This window comes from Gemmatimonadota bacterium (assembly GCA_041390105.1).
In the GTDB taxonomy this organism is placed as follows: Bacteria; Gemmatimonadota; Gemmatimonadetes; order Longimicrobiales; family Gaopeijiaceae; genus JAGQIF01.
In genome coordinates, this window is record JAWKQO010000005.1 from 49,228 (window position 1) to 66,885 (window position 17,658).

The window sequence follows — 17,658 nt, forward strand, 5'->3', positions numbered from 1 at the left end:
ATGCGACCCCACGAGATCCGTCCCCGCCTGTTGCTGGGCCCCGGGCCGTCCCCCGTGGCCGGTCGCATCCTTGAGGCGATGGCGCGCCCCACCGTCGGTCATTTGGACCCGCAGCTGCTCGCCCTGATGGATGAGGTCCAGGAAGGGCTGAAGGTCGTCTTCGGGACCGAGAATCCCATGACGTTCGCGCTGTCGGCCACCGGGTCCGCGGGGATGGAGGCGGCACTGGCCAACGTGCTGGAGCCGGGGGATACCGCGGTCATCGGCATCAACGGCGTGTTCGGAGGACGGCTGGCCGAGATGGCCCGTCGCATGGGCGCTCAGGTGGTCGAGGTCGAGGCCCCCTGGGGAGAGCCCGTGTCGGAGGACCGATTCCTGGAGGTCCTCTCCCGGCATCCGCAGGCCCGCGTGGCCGCCCTGGTGCATGCCGAGACCTCCACGGGGGTCCATCAGCCCCTGGAAGCGGTCGGAGAGGCTCTGGCCGAGCGGGAGACGCTGTTCCTCGTCGACGCGGTGACCTCCCTGGGCGGCGTGCCCGTGGACGTGGACCGGGTGGGCATCGACGTGTGCTATTCAGGCACGCAGAAGTGCCTGGGCGTGCCGCCGGGCCTGGCCCCGATCACGTTTTCCCCCAAGGCCATGGCGCGCATCGAGGGTCGCTCGCTCCCCTGCCAGAGCTGGTATCTGGACGTGAAGCTCATCGCGGGATACCTGGGCGACGAACGCCGCTACCACCACACCGCGCCCATCAACATGCTGTACGCGCTGCGCGAGGGTCTGGCCCTGGTCGAGGAGGAGGGACTGGAGGCGCGCTTCGCTCGGCATCGGGCCGCCGGTGAGGCACTGCAGTCCGCCCTCCTGGAGCGCGGATTCGAGCTCTTCGCGCAGGAAGGCTACCGCTTGCCTCAGCTCACCTCTGCCCGTCTGCCGGAGGGGCGGCCCGAAGCGCCGCTGCGCAAGGAGCTCCTCGATCGGTTCGACATCGAGGTGGGGGGCGGCCTCGGCCCCGCCAAGGGGAAGATCTGGAGGGTCGGCCTGATGGGAGAGGGTGCGCGACCCGAGGTCGTCGAGCGCCTGTTGACGGCGGTCGATCAGTTGCTTGGCGTGGGTGCCCTCGCATGAGACGCGTGGCGCTGCTCCTGGCCGCCGCGGTCGTCGGGTGTGCACCCGTGGGTGGAGGGGTGGGCCCCGCGTCGACGCCCGTTCCGCAGCCGTCGGTGGACGAGCTGCTGCCCATGGAGATCCCCGAGCCCAGTGACGCCGAGCTGCGAACCGACTCAACCGCCTTCGAGGCGCCGGCCGCAGTGGACATTGCCTCCGAACTGTTGGAGGCGGACGCCGTCGACCCGCAGTTCGATGAGATTCTCTCTTCGCCGCTGCGCAACCAACCGGAGATCCGGGAGCGCATCGACTTCTGGGTGAACTTCTGGAGCACCCGGGGCTCGGAGCACTTCCAGCGCTACCTCGAGCGCATGGGGCGCTACCAGCCGCTGGTGGATGAGGAGATCGACCGCCTCGGCTTGCCGCGCACGCTGCGCTACCTGCCCATCGTGGAGAGTGGCTACAATCCGGGCGCGGTCAGTCGCGTCAGCGCGGTGGGGCTTTGGCAGTTCATGAGTGGCACCGCGCGGTTCAAGGGACTGCAGGTGGATGGGCTGGTGGACGAGCGTCTGGATCCGGTCGCCTCCACGCCGGTTGCGCTCGACTATCTGGCCGAGCTGCGCGAGCAGTTCGGGTCGTGGTTCATGGCGTTGGCGGCCTACAACTCCGGACCCGGACGCATCGGCGGCATCATCCGCCGGAACGCACCGGATGCTCCGCGCACCGACTCGCTGTTCTGGGCGTTGTCCGACAAGATGCCCAACGAGACCAGCCACTTCGTACCACGCCTCTTCGCTGCGACCGAGATCGCCATGGATCCCGAGCGCTACGGCTTCCGCGTGCCACAGGCCGTCGAGCCCTTCGAGTACGAGACGGTCGAGGTCGACGATGCGGTCTCCCTCGATGTGGTGGCCGAGCTGGTCGGCGTCGAGGAGGCGGTGATCCAGGAGTTGAACCCGCACCTGCGCCAGCGGGTGACGCCGCCGGGGCACACGTTCACCGTGCGCGTGCCGCCCGGGCGCACCGAGGGCTTTGCGGCGCGCCTCGCGGATGTGCCGCAGCGCCAGCGGGTGACCTTTCTGCAGCATCGGGTGGCGCGAGGGGAGACGCTTTCGCACATCGCGGCCCGTTACGGGATCCGTGTCTCCACGCTCCAGGCGGCCAACCCCAGCGTGAATCCCCGACGTCTGCGCATCGGCCAGAACCTGATCATCCCCACGGCCGGAGTGGATCGTGCGCGGATCGCTGCGGCAGCGCCCACCGCTCCGGCCAGCACGGGGCGAGCCGAGGCCAGCGAAGGGGGAGGCGAGACGGCGGAGGTCGCGGTGACCAGCGGCCGTGGGGCCGACGTGACCCACGTGGTGCAGCCGGGGGAGAACCCCTGGACCATCTCGCGCCGCTACGGCGTGACGGTCGATGAGCTCTTGGCGTGGAACTCCCTGTCCAAGGGAGAGACGATCTATCCAGGTCGGCGCCTGAGCGTCCGGGGCGCCAAGGTCGTCGTCTACCGCGTCCAGTCGGGTGACACGCTGTCGGGCATCGCCCAGCGTCACGGGGTGAGCGCACGCGCGCTGGCCGAGGCGAATGGGCTGACGTTGCGTTCGGTCATTCGCCCCGGCGACGAGGTCAAGATCCCGGTCGGAGGCCGCTGACCGGCGGTCCCCGCGACGTGGCGGCCCTCCGCGCTCGCAGAGGACGCTCGCTCAGCCTTGGGTCGCCGTCCAGTGACCGCTGCGTCCGCCGGTCTTCTCGATCAAGCGCACGCCGCCGATCTCCATCCCTCGATCGACGGCCTTGACCATGTCATAAATGGTCAGCAGCGCCACTCCCGTTGCCATCAGCGCTTCCATCTCCACCCCGGTGCGCCCCGCCACGCGGGCGGTGGTGCGGACACGCACGCCCGGGAGCGTGGTGTCCGGGTGGACCTCCACCTCGAAGGAGGTCTCCGGTAGCGCATGACAGAGCGGGATCAGGTCGGCGGTCCGTTTCCCCCCCATGATGCCGGCGAGGCGCGCCACTCCCAGCACTTCGCCTTTGCGGCCGTCCCCTCGGATGACGCGCTCCAGCGCCTCGGCAGACATGCGGATATGTCCTTCTGCGACCGCGCTGCGCTGGGTATGCGCCTTGTCGGTGACGTCGACCATGTGTGCCTCACCCGAGGCAGTCACGTGGGTCAGCTCCGTCGGCCCGGGTCCGGGTTCGTGCGGCACGGCTATTCTCCTGGGCTCGTTGGCAGGGCGGTGAGATTCCGCCGGGACGGCGCCGCGCACCGCACCGCTTCAGCGCGCGGGCAGGAGCACCTCGCGCAAGCGCTGGGCGAGCTGGAACAGTAGAAGCTGGGGATTGGCGTTGCCGAGGGCCAGCGCCCGCGCTTCGAATACCGCATCCACTGCAGGTGCGTAGCAGTGCGGGTCTGCCGCGATCGCGCGGACCATCCGGGTCAGGAGCTCGCGCTGGTCGACGTTGACGATGGGCTCGTCCAACCCGGCCGCGGCGGCCGCGAGATCGCGCAGCCACTCGGCCACCTCGTCCAGAAGCGGTGCCCAACCCCGGCCGCCGGCTGCGGAGGCCGAGAGAGCGTAGGCGTACGCCGGGTCGGGTGCGGGCCCGAGGGCGCTTCGCAGGAACGCGAGGGCGTCCAGGCGTGTCCGGTCGAGAGGTCCCGGTCCGTCTCCATCCGACAAAAAGGCGAGGGCTCGCCCCAGAGAACCGCGCGAGAGCCGGGCGGCCAGGCCAGCGGCCTGGGGAGTCGCTCCGGCCCACTCCACGAGCGCGTGTTCGACCTCCGCAAGCGGGAGGGGCGACAGGTGCAGGTGCAGCAGTCGCGAGCGGATGGTGGGGAGAAGCGCGTGCGGCTCCGCCGAAGTGAGGATGAAGGTGGTCGAAGCCGGAGGCTCCTCCAGCAGTTTGAGCAGGGCGTTGGCGGCCTCGGGGCTCGATTCCTGAGGCACCAGCGCTTCGGCGGCGCCGATGAGGAATACCTGACGCGTTCCAGCCGAGGGGCGCTTCGACGCACGGCGGCGGATGGAGCGGGAGGTGGCCACATACAGACCCACCAGCTCCTCCTGATGACTCCGGTGCAACGGGCTCTCCCGGCGTTCGGCCAGTGCTTCGTGGCGAGCCTCCTCCAGCTTCTCCTCGAGCTTCTCCGGCGTGCTGGCTCCCTTGGGGCGCGGGAGAGGGAAGTACCAATGCAGGTCGGGGTGCTCGAGGCGGAGCACCTGACGGCACGTCCGGCAGACGCCACAGGGCCCCTCTTCCGCATGCGGGCTCTCGCACAGGAGCAGTTGGGCGATCCACAGACCGAGGCGTTGCTTGCCGACCCCCTCCGGGCCGTGGAGGAGCAGGCCGGAGGGTAGGATCCCGGACGCGTGCGCCCGCGCCAGGGCGCGCTGGGCTTCCCGATGTCCCAGGAGCGGGTGCAGCGGACTCATGGGACCGGGCTCCCGGGATTCGGGCGGACGCTGCTCAGCGCGGCTTCAGCCACTGGAGCGGGTCGGTCGCCTGGGGTGAGTTGCCGCCGATGCGCATACGAACCTGGAACTCCAGGTGCGGGCCCTCCGGCGTGTTGGCACCGCCCACCGTACCGACCACCTGGCCCTCCGCCACGTTGCGGCCTTCCGTGACGCCGATGTCCTGCAGGTAGAGGTAGAGCGTGTAGAAGCCTTCGCCGTGGCTGACCATCACGGTGGGGCCGTAGCCCTCCAACGGTCCGGCGTGCACGACCAGGCCCGGCCGCACGGCTTTGACCGGCGTGCCCACCGGAGCATGGATGCCGATGCCGTTCCAGCGCAGCGTGGTCCCGTTCGGGCGCCGCTGCTCTCCGAACGGATAGACGAGCGTTCCCTCGACCGGCCAATCCAGTCGACCCACGTCGTTTGACGTCAGCGTCGATGCCGCGGGCGCCGGACCACCGGCCATGCGCGAGCGTTGCTCCTCGCCCCGCCGGCGCTCCTCGAGCTCGGCCACCAGACCTGTCATCCGTTGGTCTCGTGCCTGCAGCTCGTTCAGGCGGGTCTCGGCGGCCTGGGCGGTCTGCTGGAAGGAGGACAAGGTCGCCTGGCGGGACTGCTGCACCCGGACCAGCTGTTGCTCCTCATCCTGCTTGGCATCGCGCAGCCGCCCCAGCTCCTGCACCTGCGCCTCCATCTCGGCACTCTGGCTGACGAGGGAGCGCTCCAGCGTGGAGACGCGCTCGACCAGGGAGCGGTCCAGGGATGTGAGCAGGTACAGATAGCGGTAGCGGTTGAGCAGATCGGCGAACGATTCGGCTCCCAGCAGCACCCGCACGGTGCTGAGCGGCCCTCGCTTGAAGACCTCGCGCAGGCGCGTGCCGAGAACGTGCTTCTTACGGGAGAGATCCTCGCGCGTGCGCGTGAGCTGCGTGGAGATGCGAGTCACTTCGGTGGAGACCGCGTCCAGCTGGAAGTCGATCTCGGCCACGGCGGAACGGGAGGTGGACAGCTGTCTCTCGATGTTCTGCAACTCACCGGACACGTTGCGCACCTGTGAGCGGAGGGTACTCAGCTCGTCGTTGAGACGGGCCCGCTCGGCGCGGATCTCCTCCAGGCGCTTCTGGCTCTCGGCCAGTTGGCGGCGGACGTCTTCCTGGCTCTGCTGTCCGGCTGCCGCCGTGGTCTGACCCACGCCCAAACCTGTGACCAGCAGGACGACCGTGAGCAGGCGCATGACTCAGACCTCCCGCAAGTAGCGGCGCAGCGCCAGAGCGCTGGAGGCCATCCCGAAGAAGGTGCCGGCGAGCAGGCCGATCACGATCCAGGAGCCGGGAATGAAGGCCAGCTCGAACAGGAAGCCCTGGATGGAGCGGTGCGTGACCACCGTGAGGATCAACGCCACCGCCCCGCCGAGCAGCCCGGTAATCGCACCCTCCAGCAGGAACGGACGGGCCACGAACCCGTTGGTGGCTCCCACGAGTCGCATGATGGAGATCTCGTCGCGCCGCGCGAAGATGGCGATCCGGATGGCCGTCCCGATGATCAACGCTGCCACCAACGCGAAGGCTGCTCCTAGAAAGAGCGTCGTGAACCCGGCGATCCGTCGAAGCAGGAACAAGCGCTCGACCCATTCCTGTCCGAACTGCACGTCCTCGACGAAAGGATAGAGCGCCGCCTCGTGAGCGATCTCTTCGATGGCGTCTTCGGTCCGAAACGCCTCCTTCAATCGGATCTCCAGAGAGGCGGGCAGGGGGTTCTCCTCGAGCCCCACGAACGCGTCACCGAATTCGGGAAGATCCGCACGGGCCCGGGCCAAGGCCTGGTCCTTGGTGACCAGGCGCACCTCGTCCACCTCGGGGCGCCGCCGGAGTTGATCCTGGCTCAGGGTCACGTCGAGCGCTCGGGCGTCGTCACGGAGATAGGCGACGATCTGGACGCGCTCCTCGAGCCCGACCAACGCCTCCCGGAGGTTGAAGGCCACGAGGGAGAAGATCCCCACCACGAAGAGCGCCATCCCCACCATGGCCGCCGAGAGGCCGGTAAGGAGCGGAGCGCGGCGAAAGGCCGCCAGCGCCTCACGCAGGGCGTACGGCATCGGCGTTCCCCGAGTCGTAGACGAGCCTTCCTTGATCCAGCTCCAGCAGTCGGATCTCGGGGTGCTTCTGGATCAGCTCCAGGTCATGAGTGGCCATCAGCACCGCCATGCCCAGCGCGTTGATCTGGAGGAAGAGCTCCATGATCCCGCGGGTGGCCCGGTCGTCCAGGTTGCCAGTGGGCTCGTCCGCCAGGAGCACCAGGGGATCGTTGGCCAGCGCGCGAGCGATGGCGACCCGCTGACGTTCGCCTCCGGAAAGCTCGTCCACCGCGGCTCCGGCCTTGGCGGCCAGCCCCACCTGGGAGAGCAGGCGCTGGCACTTGGGGCCGATCTCCCCGCGGCTCGCTCCGGTCACCTCGAGCGCAAAGGCCACGTTCTCGGCGGCGCTGCGCCCGGGCAGGAGGCGGAAGTCCTGGAAGACATACCCGACGCGGCGCCTGACCTTCCACAGGTCGCGATCGGGCGTGCGCAGCGAGGAGAAGCCGCTGACGCGCACCTCTCCCTTGGTGGGGCGTTCCGCCATGTGGACCAGGCGCATGGTGGTGGACTTCCCCGACCCCGAGTGCCCGGTCAGGAACACGAACTCACTTTTGCGAACGTGAAAGGTCACGTCGCTCAGCGCCGCCCCGCGGGGCGGGTACTCCTTGTAGACGTGGTGGAACTTGATCACAGCGCTCCGGGGCGTGGCGTTCCCGACCGGGACCGCACCGAGCGCTCGGGCGCACACCCGACCCGACGTGGCGGTCCCCCCATGCTAACCAACGGCCGAAAAGGCTGTCAAAACCTGCGCGACGAAAGCCTCCTGGCCAATTGGATCGCCTCCATGAACGAGGACGGGTCCGCACGGCCGCTGCCCACCAGATCAAAGGCCGTGCCGTGATCCGGAGAGGTGCGCACGAAAGGCAGGCCCAGGGTCACGTTGACCCCCCTTCCGAACGCGGCCGTCTTGAAGGCGGCCATCCCCACATCGTGGTAGGGAGCGATGATCGCGTCGAACTCCCCCTGGAGCGCCCGGTGGAAGACCGTGTCTGCGGGGATGGGGCCCGCGAGTTGGATGCCGCGGGCCCGTGCGGCTTCTACGGCGGGGGTGAACACGCGTGCCTCCTCGTCGCCGAAGAGGCCTCCGTCCGATGCGTGGGGGTTCATCGCGCAAAGGCCGAGGGATGGGCGCTCGATCCCCCACCGCGCGGCAAGCTCGGCCGCGGTCAGAGCCGCCGCCTCGACCAGGAGGTCGACGGTCACCAGATCCGGTACGCGTCGCAGCGCCACGTGGGTGGTGGCCAGGAGCACGCGCAGCGGTCCGCCCAACCGGGTCTGCTCGGCGCACATCAGCATCCCCACCCGGGGCGCGGCGGCCCAAGCGCCCAGCAGCTCCGTCTGGCCGGGCGAGCGAAAGCCCGCGACGTGTAGCGCTCCCTTGTGGACCGGCCCCGTCACCACCCCGGCCGCTTCTCCGGCCAGACAGAGTTGGACCGCGCGTCGTAGGGCCTGGCCGCTCACGCGACCCGCGGATGCTTCGCTGCCGTCGAAGCGGCCAACCGATTCGAAGCGCGCACCGGGAAAGGGACCGGCGCCTTCGGCCCCGAGGACGGTCAGAGGGGTGTCGGCCAGTTCGGCTCGCAGGAGATCGAGCGACGTTGTCAGGAGCTCGGGTCCCACCCCCCGGGGGTCCCCGGTGGTCAGGACGAGCCCCGGGCCAGGAGCCCTCACATCCGGATCTCGACGTACGATTCCTCGCGGAGCTTTCGCATCAGCTCTTCGAGGATCTTCTCCTGGGACAGGCGCTGCCGGATCTGGGGCTCGAGGTCCGTAAACGTGTACTCGCCTTCCGGACGAGTCTCGATCACCTGGACGACGGCATACACCGTGGTGGGGCCGTTGGGGATGGTGATGGGGCCCAGCACGTCACCCGCCTTGGCGTTGCCCAGCACAGCCGCGTAGCCGAGAGGAAGGCTGCTGAGCTGGTCCACGGTCGTGGTGAGCGAATCGGGGAGTTCCGGGCTTCCATAGGTGTTCGCCAGGGTCCGGACGGATTCCCCGGCCTGTGCGCGGGCCAGGAGACTGTCGGCCAGCGCCCGGGCCCGTACGTCGTCGTCGCCGGAGAGCTTGAAGCCGATCAGGATGTGCCGTGCCTTGCGCTCCGGCCCTCGGATTCGATCCACCTTGATGATGTGGTAGCCGAACTGTGTGCGGACGGGGGGACTGGTCTGGCCGCTGAACAGTGCGAAAGCAGCGTCCTCGAACTCCCGCACCAAGCCCGATCCTCTGCGGAACCAACCGATGTCTCCGCCCAGCGGCTTGGATGAGGTGTCGTCGGACCAGCGCTTCGCCAACTCCTCGAAATCCGCGCCGCCCAGCAACTCGACGTAGAGACTGTCGGCCAGTCGGAGCGCGCTGGAGTCGGCCTCGTTCGAGGGTTTGGGCTCCACGATGATCTGCCGGAACGTGATGGTGGCCGGCCTGCGTCCCAATTGGGCTTTGTTGGCTTCGTAGAACTCCCGCATCTCCGACTCTTCGATCTCGGCGACGCGGACATTGCGCTGTTGCTTGGCCATGTACTGTTGCTGCAAGCGCTGCGCGCGGGCGTCCTGCTTCAACAAGTCCCGGAAGGCCTGCATGGTGAGGTCCTGCGCATCCAGGATCTGCTGGAACGCCTGTTGGCCTCCGGCGCGCTGGATGCGGGCGTCCAGGTCCTGGCGCACCGCCTCGTCCAGCTGCTCGTCGCTGATCTGGATGGTGGTGTCGGCCAGCGCCGCCTGAACGATGAGCTGCTCATTGACCATCTGGTCGAGAAGCTCCCGACGGAGTTGCAGGCGGCCAGCCGAGTCCGGCGGAAGCGCCACGCCCTGGGCCTGTAGCTGGAACTCCCGTTCCCGCAGCTGCGACATCAAGATGATCGAATCCTGGGCGACGGCCAGGATCCGGTCCACCTCTTCGGCGGGGCGCGTGCTCTGGGCACCGAGGCGGGCGCCGGGCGTGGCCAGAGCGCCGAGGAGACCGAGGGCGGCCAGGGCGAAAGCTCGGGGGCTGACGTGCATCATCACGTGGGTAACCGGGGTCGGGTCAGCGTGTTCCGCCGGCGGAGTCACCGGGAGCGGTCGGGAGGGGCGGCGCCACACCGGCCTCGCCCGTGGTCGCACTGGCGGGCGCCCGGGCGCGTCGCTCTTCCCGGAGCCGTTCCAGGGCCTTGTCCAGACCGCCGGCCACGACGCGGGCGTCCGAACGAGCCCGCAGTGTCAGGGCCAGGGAGGCCAGCTCCACGAACTCACCCTCGCCCCGGATGATGCGCTCGATGGTTCGGTCCACGGCCGAGTCGATGGCCGCGGGCGCGGGGCGCGCGCCGTCTTCGGTGAGGTCGCGCAGTCCAAGGCGGTCGGCCACCGTGACCAACTGGACGCGGGCATCGAGTCGGAGGGTGTCGCGCCGCTGGTCGGAGACGGCGATGCCCATGTCGCTGGCCTCCTGAACGATCAGTCGTCCCCGGGCCACACCCTCGAGAAACTGGTTCACCTGCTCATCGGTGGCGGACATCATCTCCGAGCGCAGCGCCCGCGGCTGGGTCAGCAGGAACGCCTGCAGGTCACCCACGCTCAAGGTGCCGCCCTGGAAGGAGACCAGCACGCGGTTCTGTTCTCGGGCCGGCAGCGGCTGGGGGACGTCGGTGGCCAGATCCCGGGCGGCGGCCGCCGCGCCCTCCTGAACGGTCATCCCGGCGCCGTCTTCGAGCCCACGCACGAACGTCTGCCATGCCTCCGCGAAGCGCCGGTTCTTCACGCTGTTGGCGTAGGCCACCTTCACCGAGTCGAACTCGGGCAGCTGTCGCTCGTCCACACGGATGAGGTGGACACCGAACTCGGTCACCACCGGATCGGAAATCTGCCCCGGCGCTAGAGCGAAAGCCGCTGCCGTGAACGTCGGAGCGAGCGTCTGCCGGTCGAAGAAGCCCAGATCGCCTCCGTTGTTCTTCGAACCATCGTCCGTCGAGTAGGTGCGTGCCACGGTCGCGAAGCTTTCTCCCCGTTCCAAGCGCGCTTTCAGCTCGGACGCCAGTGCCGTGGCGCTGTCGCGCGATTGCGCGCTCTGGCGGTCGAACTGCAAGAGAATGTGACGGGCTCGGATGCGCGCTCCCGGGAGCTCCTGGAAATAGAGCTGGCGCAACTCGTCGTCGCCGAGGATGGTGTCAACCTGAAGGGCCCGCTGCTGAAGCTCCTCGACCATCTCCCGTTCGATCTGCGGCAGGATGACGCCATCGAGGTCGAGGGCGCCCACGGCGGTGTCCGAGGCCACCACCTCGGCCAGAAGCGTGTAGTCGATCCAGAGATCTGCGAGCTGCGCCAACAACTCGCGGTCGGCGGGCAGCTCGGTTTCGTCGACCACCAGACCGACCGCCTCGTCCACGGTGAGCACGTGCCCGGCCGCTACCGCCACCGCATCAGCGGGCGCTCGCTCACCACAGGCTGCGAGCGCTGCGGCGAGCAACATCACCAGCGGCGTCCTTCTCGACATATCGTTTCCTGTCTCTTCAGCCCGGGGGGCGTCTGGCTCACCGATCCGCCGCTTCAAGGAGGGCGTCGTCCTCCCGCAAGACGGTGAGCGCTTCGATGGCGGTGGCGGCGAGCGAGTCCGACCCCTCTCGCCGCAGAACCAAGGAAAGTGGTGCCATGCGGCGTACCTCCACCGTGACCTGGCGGTTCCCCAGCGGGCCTGCCAGGGCTGCCATGCGGGGATGGGCTCCCTCTCGGAAATTGAGCCGGGCCTCCTGGGGGCGGAGGAAGACACGCTCCACGCCCAGCGGACCGCCGAGAATGCGCAGTCGCTCGTGGTCGAGAAGCCGTCGGGTCGCCGTCGGCAGCCCGCCATAGCGGTCCACCAACTCCTCGTCGAGGGCGGTGACGTCCGCCAGAGTCGAGGTGCCCGCGATGCGACGGTAGAAATGAAGCTTCTGTCCCGCATCGGAGATGTAATCGTCCGGGATCAAGGCGGGTCCATCCATCACGATCTCCGGATCCGGGAAATCCGGCCGGCTGTCGGGGCGCTGCATGCGCTCGATGGTGTCCTTGAGGAGCCGCAGATAGGTATCCAGGCCAACGGCCTGCGCGAACCCCGATTGGTCAGCCCCCAACAGGTTTCCGGCACCGCGTAGCTCCAGGTCCTTGAGTGCTACGGAGTAGCCGCTGCCCAGCTCCGTGTAGTGCTCCAGCACCTGGAGACGCTTCTCGGCGTCGTCGGTAATCCGCTCCGGTACGACCAGGTAGCAGAATGCGCGCCGGTCGGAGCGGCCCACCCGGCCGCGGATCTGGTAGAGCTGGGACAGTCCGAAGCGATCCGCATCGTCGACGATGAGCGTGTTCGCGTTCGGTACATCCAGTCCGTTCTCGATGATGGACGAGCAGACCAGCACATCGATGTCCCCTTCCACGAAGTCGCGCATGACGTGGTCGAGCTCGCCGGGTCGCATCTGTCCGTGCGCGACTGCCGTGCGCGCATCCGGAGCCAGCTGCCGGACCCGCTCGGCGGCCGTGTGGATGGTCTCGACCCGATTGTGCAGGAAGTACACCTGGCCCCCGCGATCCAACTCACGGCGAATGGCGTCGGCGAGGACGGGGTCGCGCCAGGGGAGCACCGTCGTGATGATGGGCATGCGGTCGCGTGGCGGCGTCCGGATCAACGAAAGGTCGCGGAGGCCCGAGAGCGCCAAGTGTAGTGTGCGGGGGATGGGTGTCGCTGTGAGCGTCAACACATCCACGGAGTGTTTCAACTCCTTGAGCCGCTCTTTGTGCTTCACGCCGAAGCGCTGTTCCTCGTCGACGATCAACAGGCCCAGGGCCCGGAAGCGTACGTCTCGTGAAAGGAGCCGGTGGGTGCCGATCACGACGTCGAGCTCACCGCTGGCCAGGTGCTCCAGAAGGGCGTTCTGTTCCGCGGCGGGGCGGAAGCGCGAAAGCGCCCCGACCCGGACGGGATAGTCCGCCAGCCGCTCCTCGAAGGTGTGACGGTGCTGTTCGACCAGGATGGTGGTGGGCGCGAGCACGGCAACCTGCTTTCCATCCTGGACGGCCTTGAACGCGGCGCGCACGGCGACCTCGGTCTTTCCGTAGCCGACATCGCCGCACACCAGCCGGTCCATGGGCCGCCCCGACTCCATGTCGGCCTTCACATCCAGCGTCGCCTGTCGCTGATCCGGCGTGTCTTCGTACAGGAAGGAGGACTCCATCTCCCGCTGCCATTGTGTATCCGCAGGAAAGGCGTGTCCGGTGGCGGTGGCGCGGCTGGCATAAAGCTCCACCAGCTCCTGGGCCATCTTCTGGATCGCCGCCTCGGTGCGCGCCTTGAGCCCTTTCCAGCGTTTCCCTCCGATCCGGTGCAGAGCGGGAGCTGGACCCTCCTCGCTCGCGCCCACCCAGCGCTCGAGCAGGTCGATCCGGTACACGGGGACCCGGAGCGTCTCGTTGCCGGCATACTCGACAAGCAGCACCTCGAGCGCTTCGTCGCCGACTGTGACGGTCTCGAGGCCCCGGAAGCGACCGATGCCGTGATCCATGTGCACGACGTAGTCGCCGGGACTGAGTTGGGCGAGCGACTCCAGCGCCACGGCGCCCCGGAACCGGCGCCCACGTCGGACGCGCCGGGAGCGGCGGAAGATCTCGTGGTCGGTGAGCACGCGTAGGGGCGGCTCGGCGCAGAGCAGCTCGAAGCCCCGCGCCAGGGACCCCACCACCACGGTGGTGCCGGGTGGCAGCGAGCCCGCGCCTCCCAGGATCTCTTCCAGGCGCTCTGCCTGTCCCTCGTTGTCGCAGAGCAGCAGGGTTTCCAGACCCAGTCCGGCGCCGTCTTCAAGCAGGCGCTTCAGCCGCTTCATGTCCCGGTCCACGGCGGGCGCCGGCAGGGCATTCAGGACCGCGTCACAGCGAGTCCCTTCGCTCTGCAGACGCAGCGTTCCCCACCGCTGTGCCTGCATGAGGAAGTCTGCGGGCGGGATCATCACCGTGTCGGGTGGCGCCGGCTGGAGACCGGCCTCCACCGCCTCCTCGCGCAGGCGAAGCACCTGGCTCCAGACGCGTTCCGCCTCCGGCTCCCAGGGATGCTGGGTCACGTCCACCACGACGGTCCCATCCGGGACGATGTCGAACAGCGATAGGTCGGCGGTGGTGGTGCGGTCGGCTCGCGGCCGGAAGTCCAGTGGCAGGATGCGGGCGTCGGTGCGCTCACCCTGCGTGCGTTGGTCCAGGATGTCGAACGCACGGATCGATTCGACCTCGTCTCCCCAGAACTCCACGCGGACCGGCTCCGGGGACCCGAAGGAGAAGACGTCCACCAGCCCTCCGCGCACGGCGAACTGCCCGACCTCCTCCACCAGAGGAACGCGTTCGAAGCCCAGCGCCGTCAGCGCGTCCGTCAGCGCGCGGAAGGGGAGCGTCATGCCGACCTCGAGGTCGAGAGTCAGGTCGCTCAGTCGCTGAGGGAGGGGGGATCGCTCCTGCAGGGCACGCCGCGTTGTCACCAGAACGTGGGTCCGACCGGCGAGGAGGGCTTCGACTGCTTCGATGCGCAGACCGGCCACTTCCACGTGCGGTTCGGCCGCTTCGTAGGGCAACGACTCCCGCTGGGGGAAGAGGTGCGCCCCCTCGGGACCGAGAAGCACCTCGAGATCGGCCTCGAAGTCGACGGCTTCCGACGGCGTGTCGGTGACGATCAGAAGCGGAGCGCCCCGCGTGGCGAGGGTCGCGACCACCGCCGCGGCCGCCGAGCCCAGGACGCCTCCCAACACGATCCGCTCACCGGGGGCCGGCGTCTGAGCTGCGACGGTACGGAGTGCCGGGCAGGCGGCTGCCGCTTCGACGATGCGATGCAGCCGTGTCGACGGGGTGGACCTCACCGCGCGGTTGGGGACGGAACCGGGGACCGACGTGTCGACGCCGCCAGGCCGCTGCCCGCGACCCAGCTCTCGAGAAGCAGGCACAGGAGGGCTGCGAGCAGGAGGGGCCACCAGATCTCGGGTCCCTGCCGCCGGGCGAAGATCCGAGCTTCCCACGCGTCGGGGTCGACCGCCACTTCGAGCCCCGGCCCCAGATGACGGCGGAGGGCGTCGATAGGCAGTGGGTCGAGCAGGGACTCCCGCGTGGCGATGTTGGCGGCAACCCTGGCGACCACGGAGTCCCCGGCCAGGAGGGAATACAGTCCGGCGACCTGCGTGATCGCGCGCCCGTTCTCGATGGGCACCACCCGTCCCGTCGGGTCGGCAACGGCGTCGATGCCCTCGAACAGGGGCAGCGACTGGCCCACATCGATGGAGGCCGGGAGCGCGTCGGCGCGCGACCAGCGTCCCACCATCCACTCGAGCAAGGGAAGGAGCGACGCGCCCACGACCAGGTTGGTGGACTCCGCGTCGAACGGGGATCCGAACAGCAACACCCGTCCTGCCTCATCCTCGTCCGTGACGATCCAGGGCTCGGCGCCGCCCACGCTGGCCAGGACGCCGAGCGGACTCCCGCTGGACTCGAGCGCGTAGCGGCGGCGGACCCGCAGGTCGGTGAGGTCCTGGAGAAGCCCCGGAGCCGCCACCGGCAGCTCGCCCACGTCGTCCGCGGGTGCATAGCGCCAGCGCAGGCCCGCGGCGCCGAGGCGTCGATTGAGCGCGCCCAGGCGGGTGGGATCTGCGGACGGAACGATCACGAAGGTGACGCCTGGTCGGCGCGACTCCAGCCCCTCCCCATCCACGGCGAATACGACCTCGGCCGGGGGGTCGAAGCGGGCTCGTCCGCTCTCGACCAGGACGTCGATGGCGCTGGCCAGGAACGGAGACGCCGGTCCGCGGACTTCGACCCGCGGGGGCGGCCCGGCACGGAACGCGAAGTAGCGGCGATCATCGGCGGCGAGGGCGTCCGCGTCGATCTCCACGTGACCCTCGACCACGCCCGGTGCGAGGGGAGAGACTGGAAACACGACGGTTGCACCCAGGGGAGCGACCGTGGCGCCGGCCACGCGCCCCGACAGGATCAGCCGAACCGGGACCGAGTCCCCTTGCGCGGCGTCCGGCCCCAGCAGCTCAGCGCTCACCTCGGTGCGCTGGCCCGTGACCGGTGGCAGACCTCCGCCAACCAACACCGTGCCGACGCCGCGGTTGCGTGGACGGTCCCAATCGGGCTGCAGGGCGCGGACAGGAATCGCTGCCGTTCTGGGCTCCTCTCCGAACGCGCTGGCCTGCAGGTCGGAGAGAAGGTGGATCTCCTTGGCATCGAGCTCCGAGCTCCCCACGAGAGCCTCGGCCCGATCGAGCGCAGCATCCAAGTCGGTGGCCGACTCGCTCACCTCGGTCCCGAGCACGCGTGAGCGCGCCTGTTCGGGCGTGCTCGGGAGGGCCACGTCCTCCGGGTCGCCGGCGCGCAGGACCCAGATGCGATCGCGGTCGGTGGCATTGGCGATCGACCTAAGGGCCGCGGCCTTCAGGCGGTCGAGGACCCGCTCGTCTCCCAGCACCAGGCCGCTGCTGCCGGAGTTGTCCAGGACGATGGCCAACGCGGTTGGCGGGTGAGCGCTGGTGGGTCCAGTCAGAAACGCGCGTGCGCCGGCCGCCACGATGAGCGCCAGTGCAGCGACCCGCAGGAGCAGCAGGATCACCTGGCGCAGGCGGATGCGGCGGGCGTGCTCCTTCTCCGTTCGACGCAGGTAGCGCAGGGCGGGGAAGGCCAGGCGCTCGGTCTCCTGCCGATGGAACAGGTGCAGGAAGAGCGGGACCACGAGCGCGGCACCGGCAATCAGGAAGGCAGGACTCAGGAACCCCATGCGCCGATCGACCCGCTAGCCCAGGCGGGCGCGCTTCTTCAAGTACGCGCCCAGCACGCGGGACAGGGGCTGGTCGGTGTCCACGGTCACATAGTCGATGCCGTAGGGCCTCAGGGCGCGCTCCCACTCGCGCAGGGCCTCCTTCACCGCGTCTCGGTAGTCGGCACGCAGGTCGGCCGCGTTGACGCGCATTTCCTCCTGCGTTTCGGGGTCGTAGAACCACGCATCCCCGGCTGCCGGCAGCTCCCGCTCACCGGGATCGAGCAGATGCAGCACCAACACCTCATGTCCCCGGTGCCGAAGGAACCGAAGGGTGTTCTTGGTCCGATCCAGGTCCACCAACAGATCCGATACGAGCACGACGAGCCCCCTGCGGCGCAGGCGCCGCGCCACGTCGGTGAGGGCCGACGGAGCGTTGGTGCGCCCCGAAGCCTGCAGGCTCTCCAACCGGTGGAGGAGCTCGTACCAGTGGTGCTTTCCGCCTCGGGGGTGGATGCGGGTCGGCACGCCGTCATGGAAGGCGGTGAGACCCACTGCGTCGCCCTGCCGCACGAGCAGCAGCGAAAGTGCGGCGAGGAGCTGCTTCCCATAGGACAGCTTGGACAGGAGTCCGGTCCCGGACTTCCAGTTCATCGATTCGCTGATGTCCAGCAGGAGGTGACTGACCAGGTTGGTCTCCTCCTGGAACTGCTTCACGAAATAGCGATCGGAACGCCCGAACATGCGCCAGTCGATGTAGCGTACGTCGTCCCCGGGCTGATAGGCCTTGAGTTCTGCAAACTCGGCGGAGAACCCGCGGTGGGGCGAGGCATGGAGGCCCAGGAGGAAACCCTCGACCACCTTGCGCGCCACGAACTCGAGGTTCCCGAGGCGGGAGAGCTCGGTGGGATGCAGGAGATCGGCGCGCCGGAGGTGGGCGCGGGAACGCGTCGTCGTCTGACTCATGGAGACTGGCAAAGTACCTCTCCGGCAGACGCGCGAGCAACGTGTGGGACAGGCGAGCCATGGGGCCCGTGGAGCGCGCTGGACCCGGGGTCGGGTGTCCTCGGCGGGCGAGGATGGGCGTCCCCAGAGGGGGACACGGCACCGGCCCCCAGGCCCGAAACGCCCAATCCAGGGGGTTTTGACGCGCCGTACCGTGGCATGGCTCCTGCCCTCTCGACCTACGGACGAATGCGCCGAACAGACTGGGCGCGGGTATGGAGAGGGGACGGGCTTGCGGGA

General features: G+C 69.0%; 13 protein-coding genes. 2 read left to right on the plus strand and 11 right to left on the minus strand.

What is annotated here, in order from left to right; translation table 11 throughout:
* Positions 1–1,122: an alanine--glyoxylate aminotransferase family protein gene (locus tag R3E10_18995; GenBank protein ID MEZ4417850.1), complete on the plus strand. Its 1,122-nt coding sequence runs from the start codon at positions 1–3 to the stop codon at positions 1,120–1,122.
* Positions 1,119–2,753 (plus strand): LysM peptidoglycan-binding domain-containing protein, encoded by a 1,635-nt coding sequence (locus R3E10_19000; protein ID MEZ4417851.1) that lies wholly within the window; start codon positions 1,119–1,121, stop codon positions 2,751–2,753. The genes R3E10_18995 and R3E10_19000 overlap by 4 nt, the downstream gene beginning before the upstream one ends.
* Before the next feature lie 51 nt (positions 2,754–2,804).
* Here the strand turns inward: R3E10_19000 and moaC are convergent, their stop codons facing one another.
* The 11 genes from moaC to R3E10_19055 all read right to left on the minus strand — a co-directional run bounded on the left by moaC (position 2,805) and on the right by R3E10_19055 (position 17,379).
* Positions 2,805–3,311 (minus strand): cyclic pyranopterin monophosphate synthase MoaC, encoded by a 507-nt coding sequence (gene moaC, locus R3E10_19005; GenBank protein ID MEZ4417852.1) that lies wholly within the window; start codon positions 3,309–3,311, stop codon positions 2,805–2,807.
* Positions 3,312–3,380: 69 nt separating this feature from the next.
* Complete coding sequence (locus tag R3E10_19010; protein MEZ4417853.1) at positions 3,381–4,535, minus strand: hypothetical protein; 1,155 nt, start codon at positions 4,533–4,535, stop codon at positions 3,381–3,383.
* Between the two features lie 34 nt (positions 4,536–4,569).
* The gene (locus R3E10_19015) at positions 4,570–5,790 is read right to left on the minus strand and encodes a peptidoglycan DD-metalloendopeptidase family protein (GenBank protein ID MEZ4417854.1); all 1,221 of its coding nucleotides are present in this window, start codon (positions 5,788–5,790) and stop codon (positions 4,570–4,572) included.
* Between the two features lie 3 nt (positions 5,791–5,793).
* A complete protein-coding gene (locus R3E10_19020; GenBank protein ID MEZ4417855.1) occupies positions 5,794–6,651 on the minus strand; it encodes a permease-like cell division protein FtsX in 858 nt (285 codons plus the stop codon).
* Complete coding sequence (locus R3E10_19025; protein MEZ4417856.1) at positions 6,632–7,321, minus strand: ATP-binding cassette domain-containing protein; 690 nt, start codon at positions 7,319–7,321, stop codon at positions 6,632–6,634. Before R3E10_19025 ends, R3E10_19020 begins: the two co-directional genes overlap by 20 nt.
* Before the next feature lie 107 nt (positions 7,322–7,428).
* On the minus strand, positions 7,429–8,310 hold the full coding sequence (pdxA, locus tag R3E10_19030; protein ID MEZ4417857.1) for a 4-hydroxythreonine-4-phosphate dehydrogenase PdxA: 882 nt from the start codon (positions 8,308–8,310) through the stop codon (positions 7,429–7,431).
* Between the two features lie 47 nt (positions 8,311–8,357).
* Entirely contained in the window at positions 8,358–9,692 is a 1,335-nt protein-coding gene (locus R3E10_19035) for a peptidylprolyl isomerase (GenBank protein MEZ4417858.1), read from the minus strand.
* A 22-nt stretch (positions 9,693–9,714) separates the two neighbouring features.
* Positions 9,715–11,157, minus strand: coding sequence for a peptidylprolyl isomerase (locus tag R3E10_19040; GenBank protein ID MEZ4417859.1), 1,443 nt, complete (start codon positions 11,155–11,157; stop codon positions 9,715–9,717).
* A 37-nt stretch (positions 11,158–11,194) separates the two neighbouring features.
* Positions 11,195–14,527 carry a transcription-repair coupling factor gene (gene mfd, locus R3E10_19045; GenBank protein ID MEZ4417860.1) on the minus strand — a complete coding sequence of 1,111 codons (3,333 nt, stop codon included), beginning with the start codon at positions 14,525–14,527 and terminating at the stop codon, positions 11,195–11,197.
* On the minus strand, positions 14,524–16,434 hold the full coding sequence (locus R3E10_19050; protein ID MEZ4417861.1) for a BatA and WFA domain-containing protein: 1,911 nt from the start codon (positions 16,432–16,434) through the stop codon (positions 14,524–14,526). The genes mfd and R3E10_19050 overlap by 4 nt, the downstream gene beginning before the upstream one ends.
* Before the next feature lie 15 nt (positions 16,435–16,449).
* Entirely contained in the window at positions 16,450–17,379 is a 930-nt protein-coding gene (locus R3E10_19055; protein ID MEZ4417862.1) for a DUF58 domain-containing protein, read from the minus strand.
* Positions 17,380–17,658: the final 279 nt, after the last annotated feature.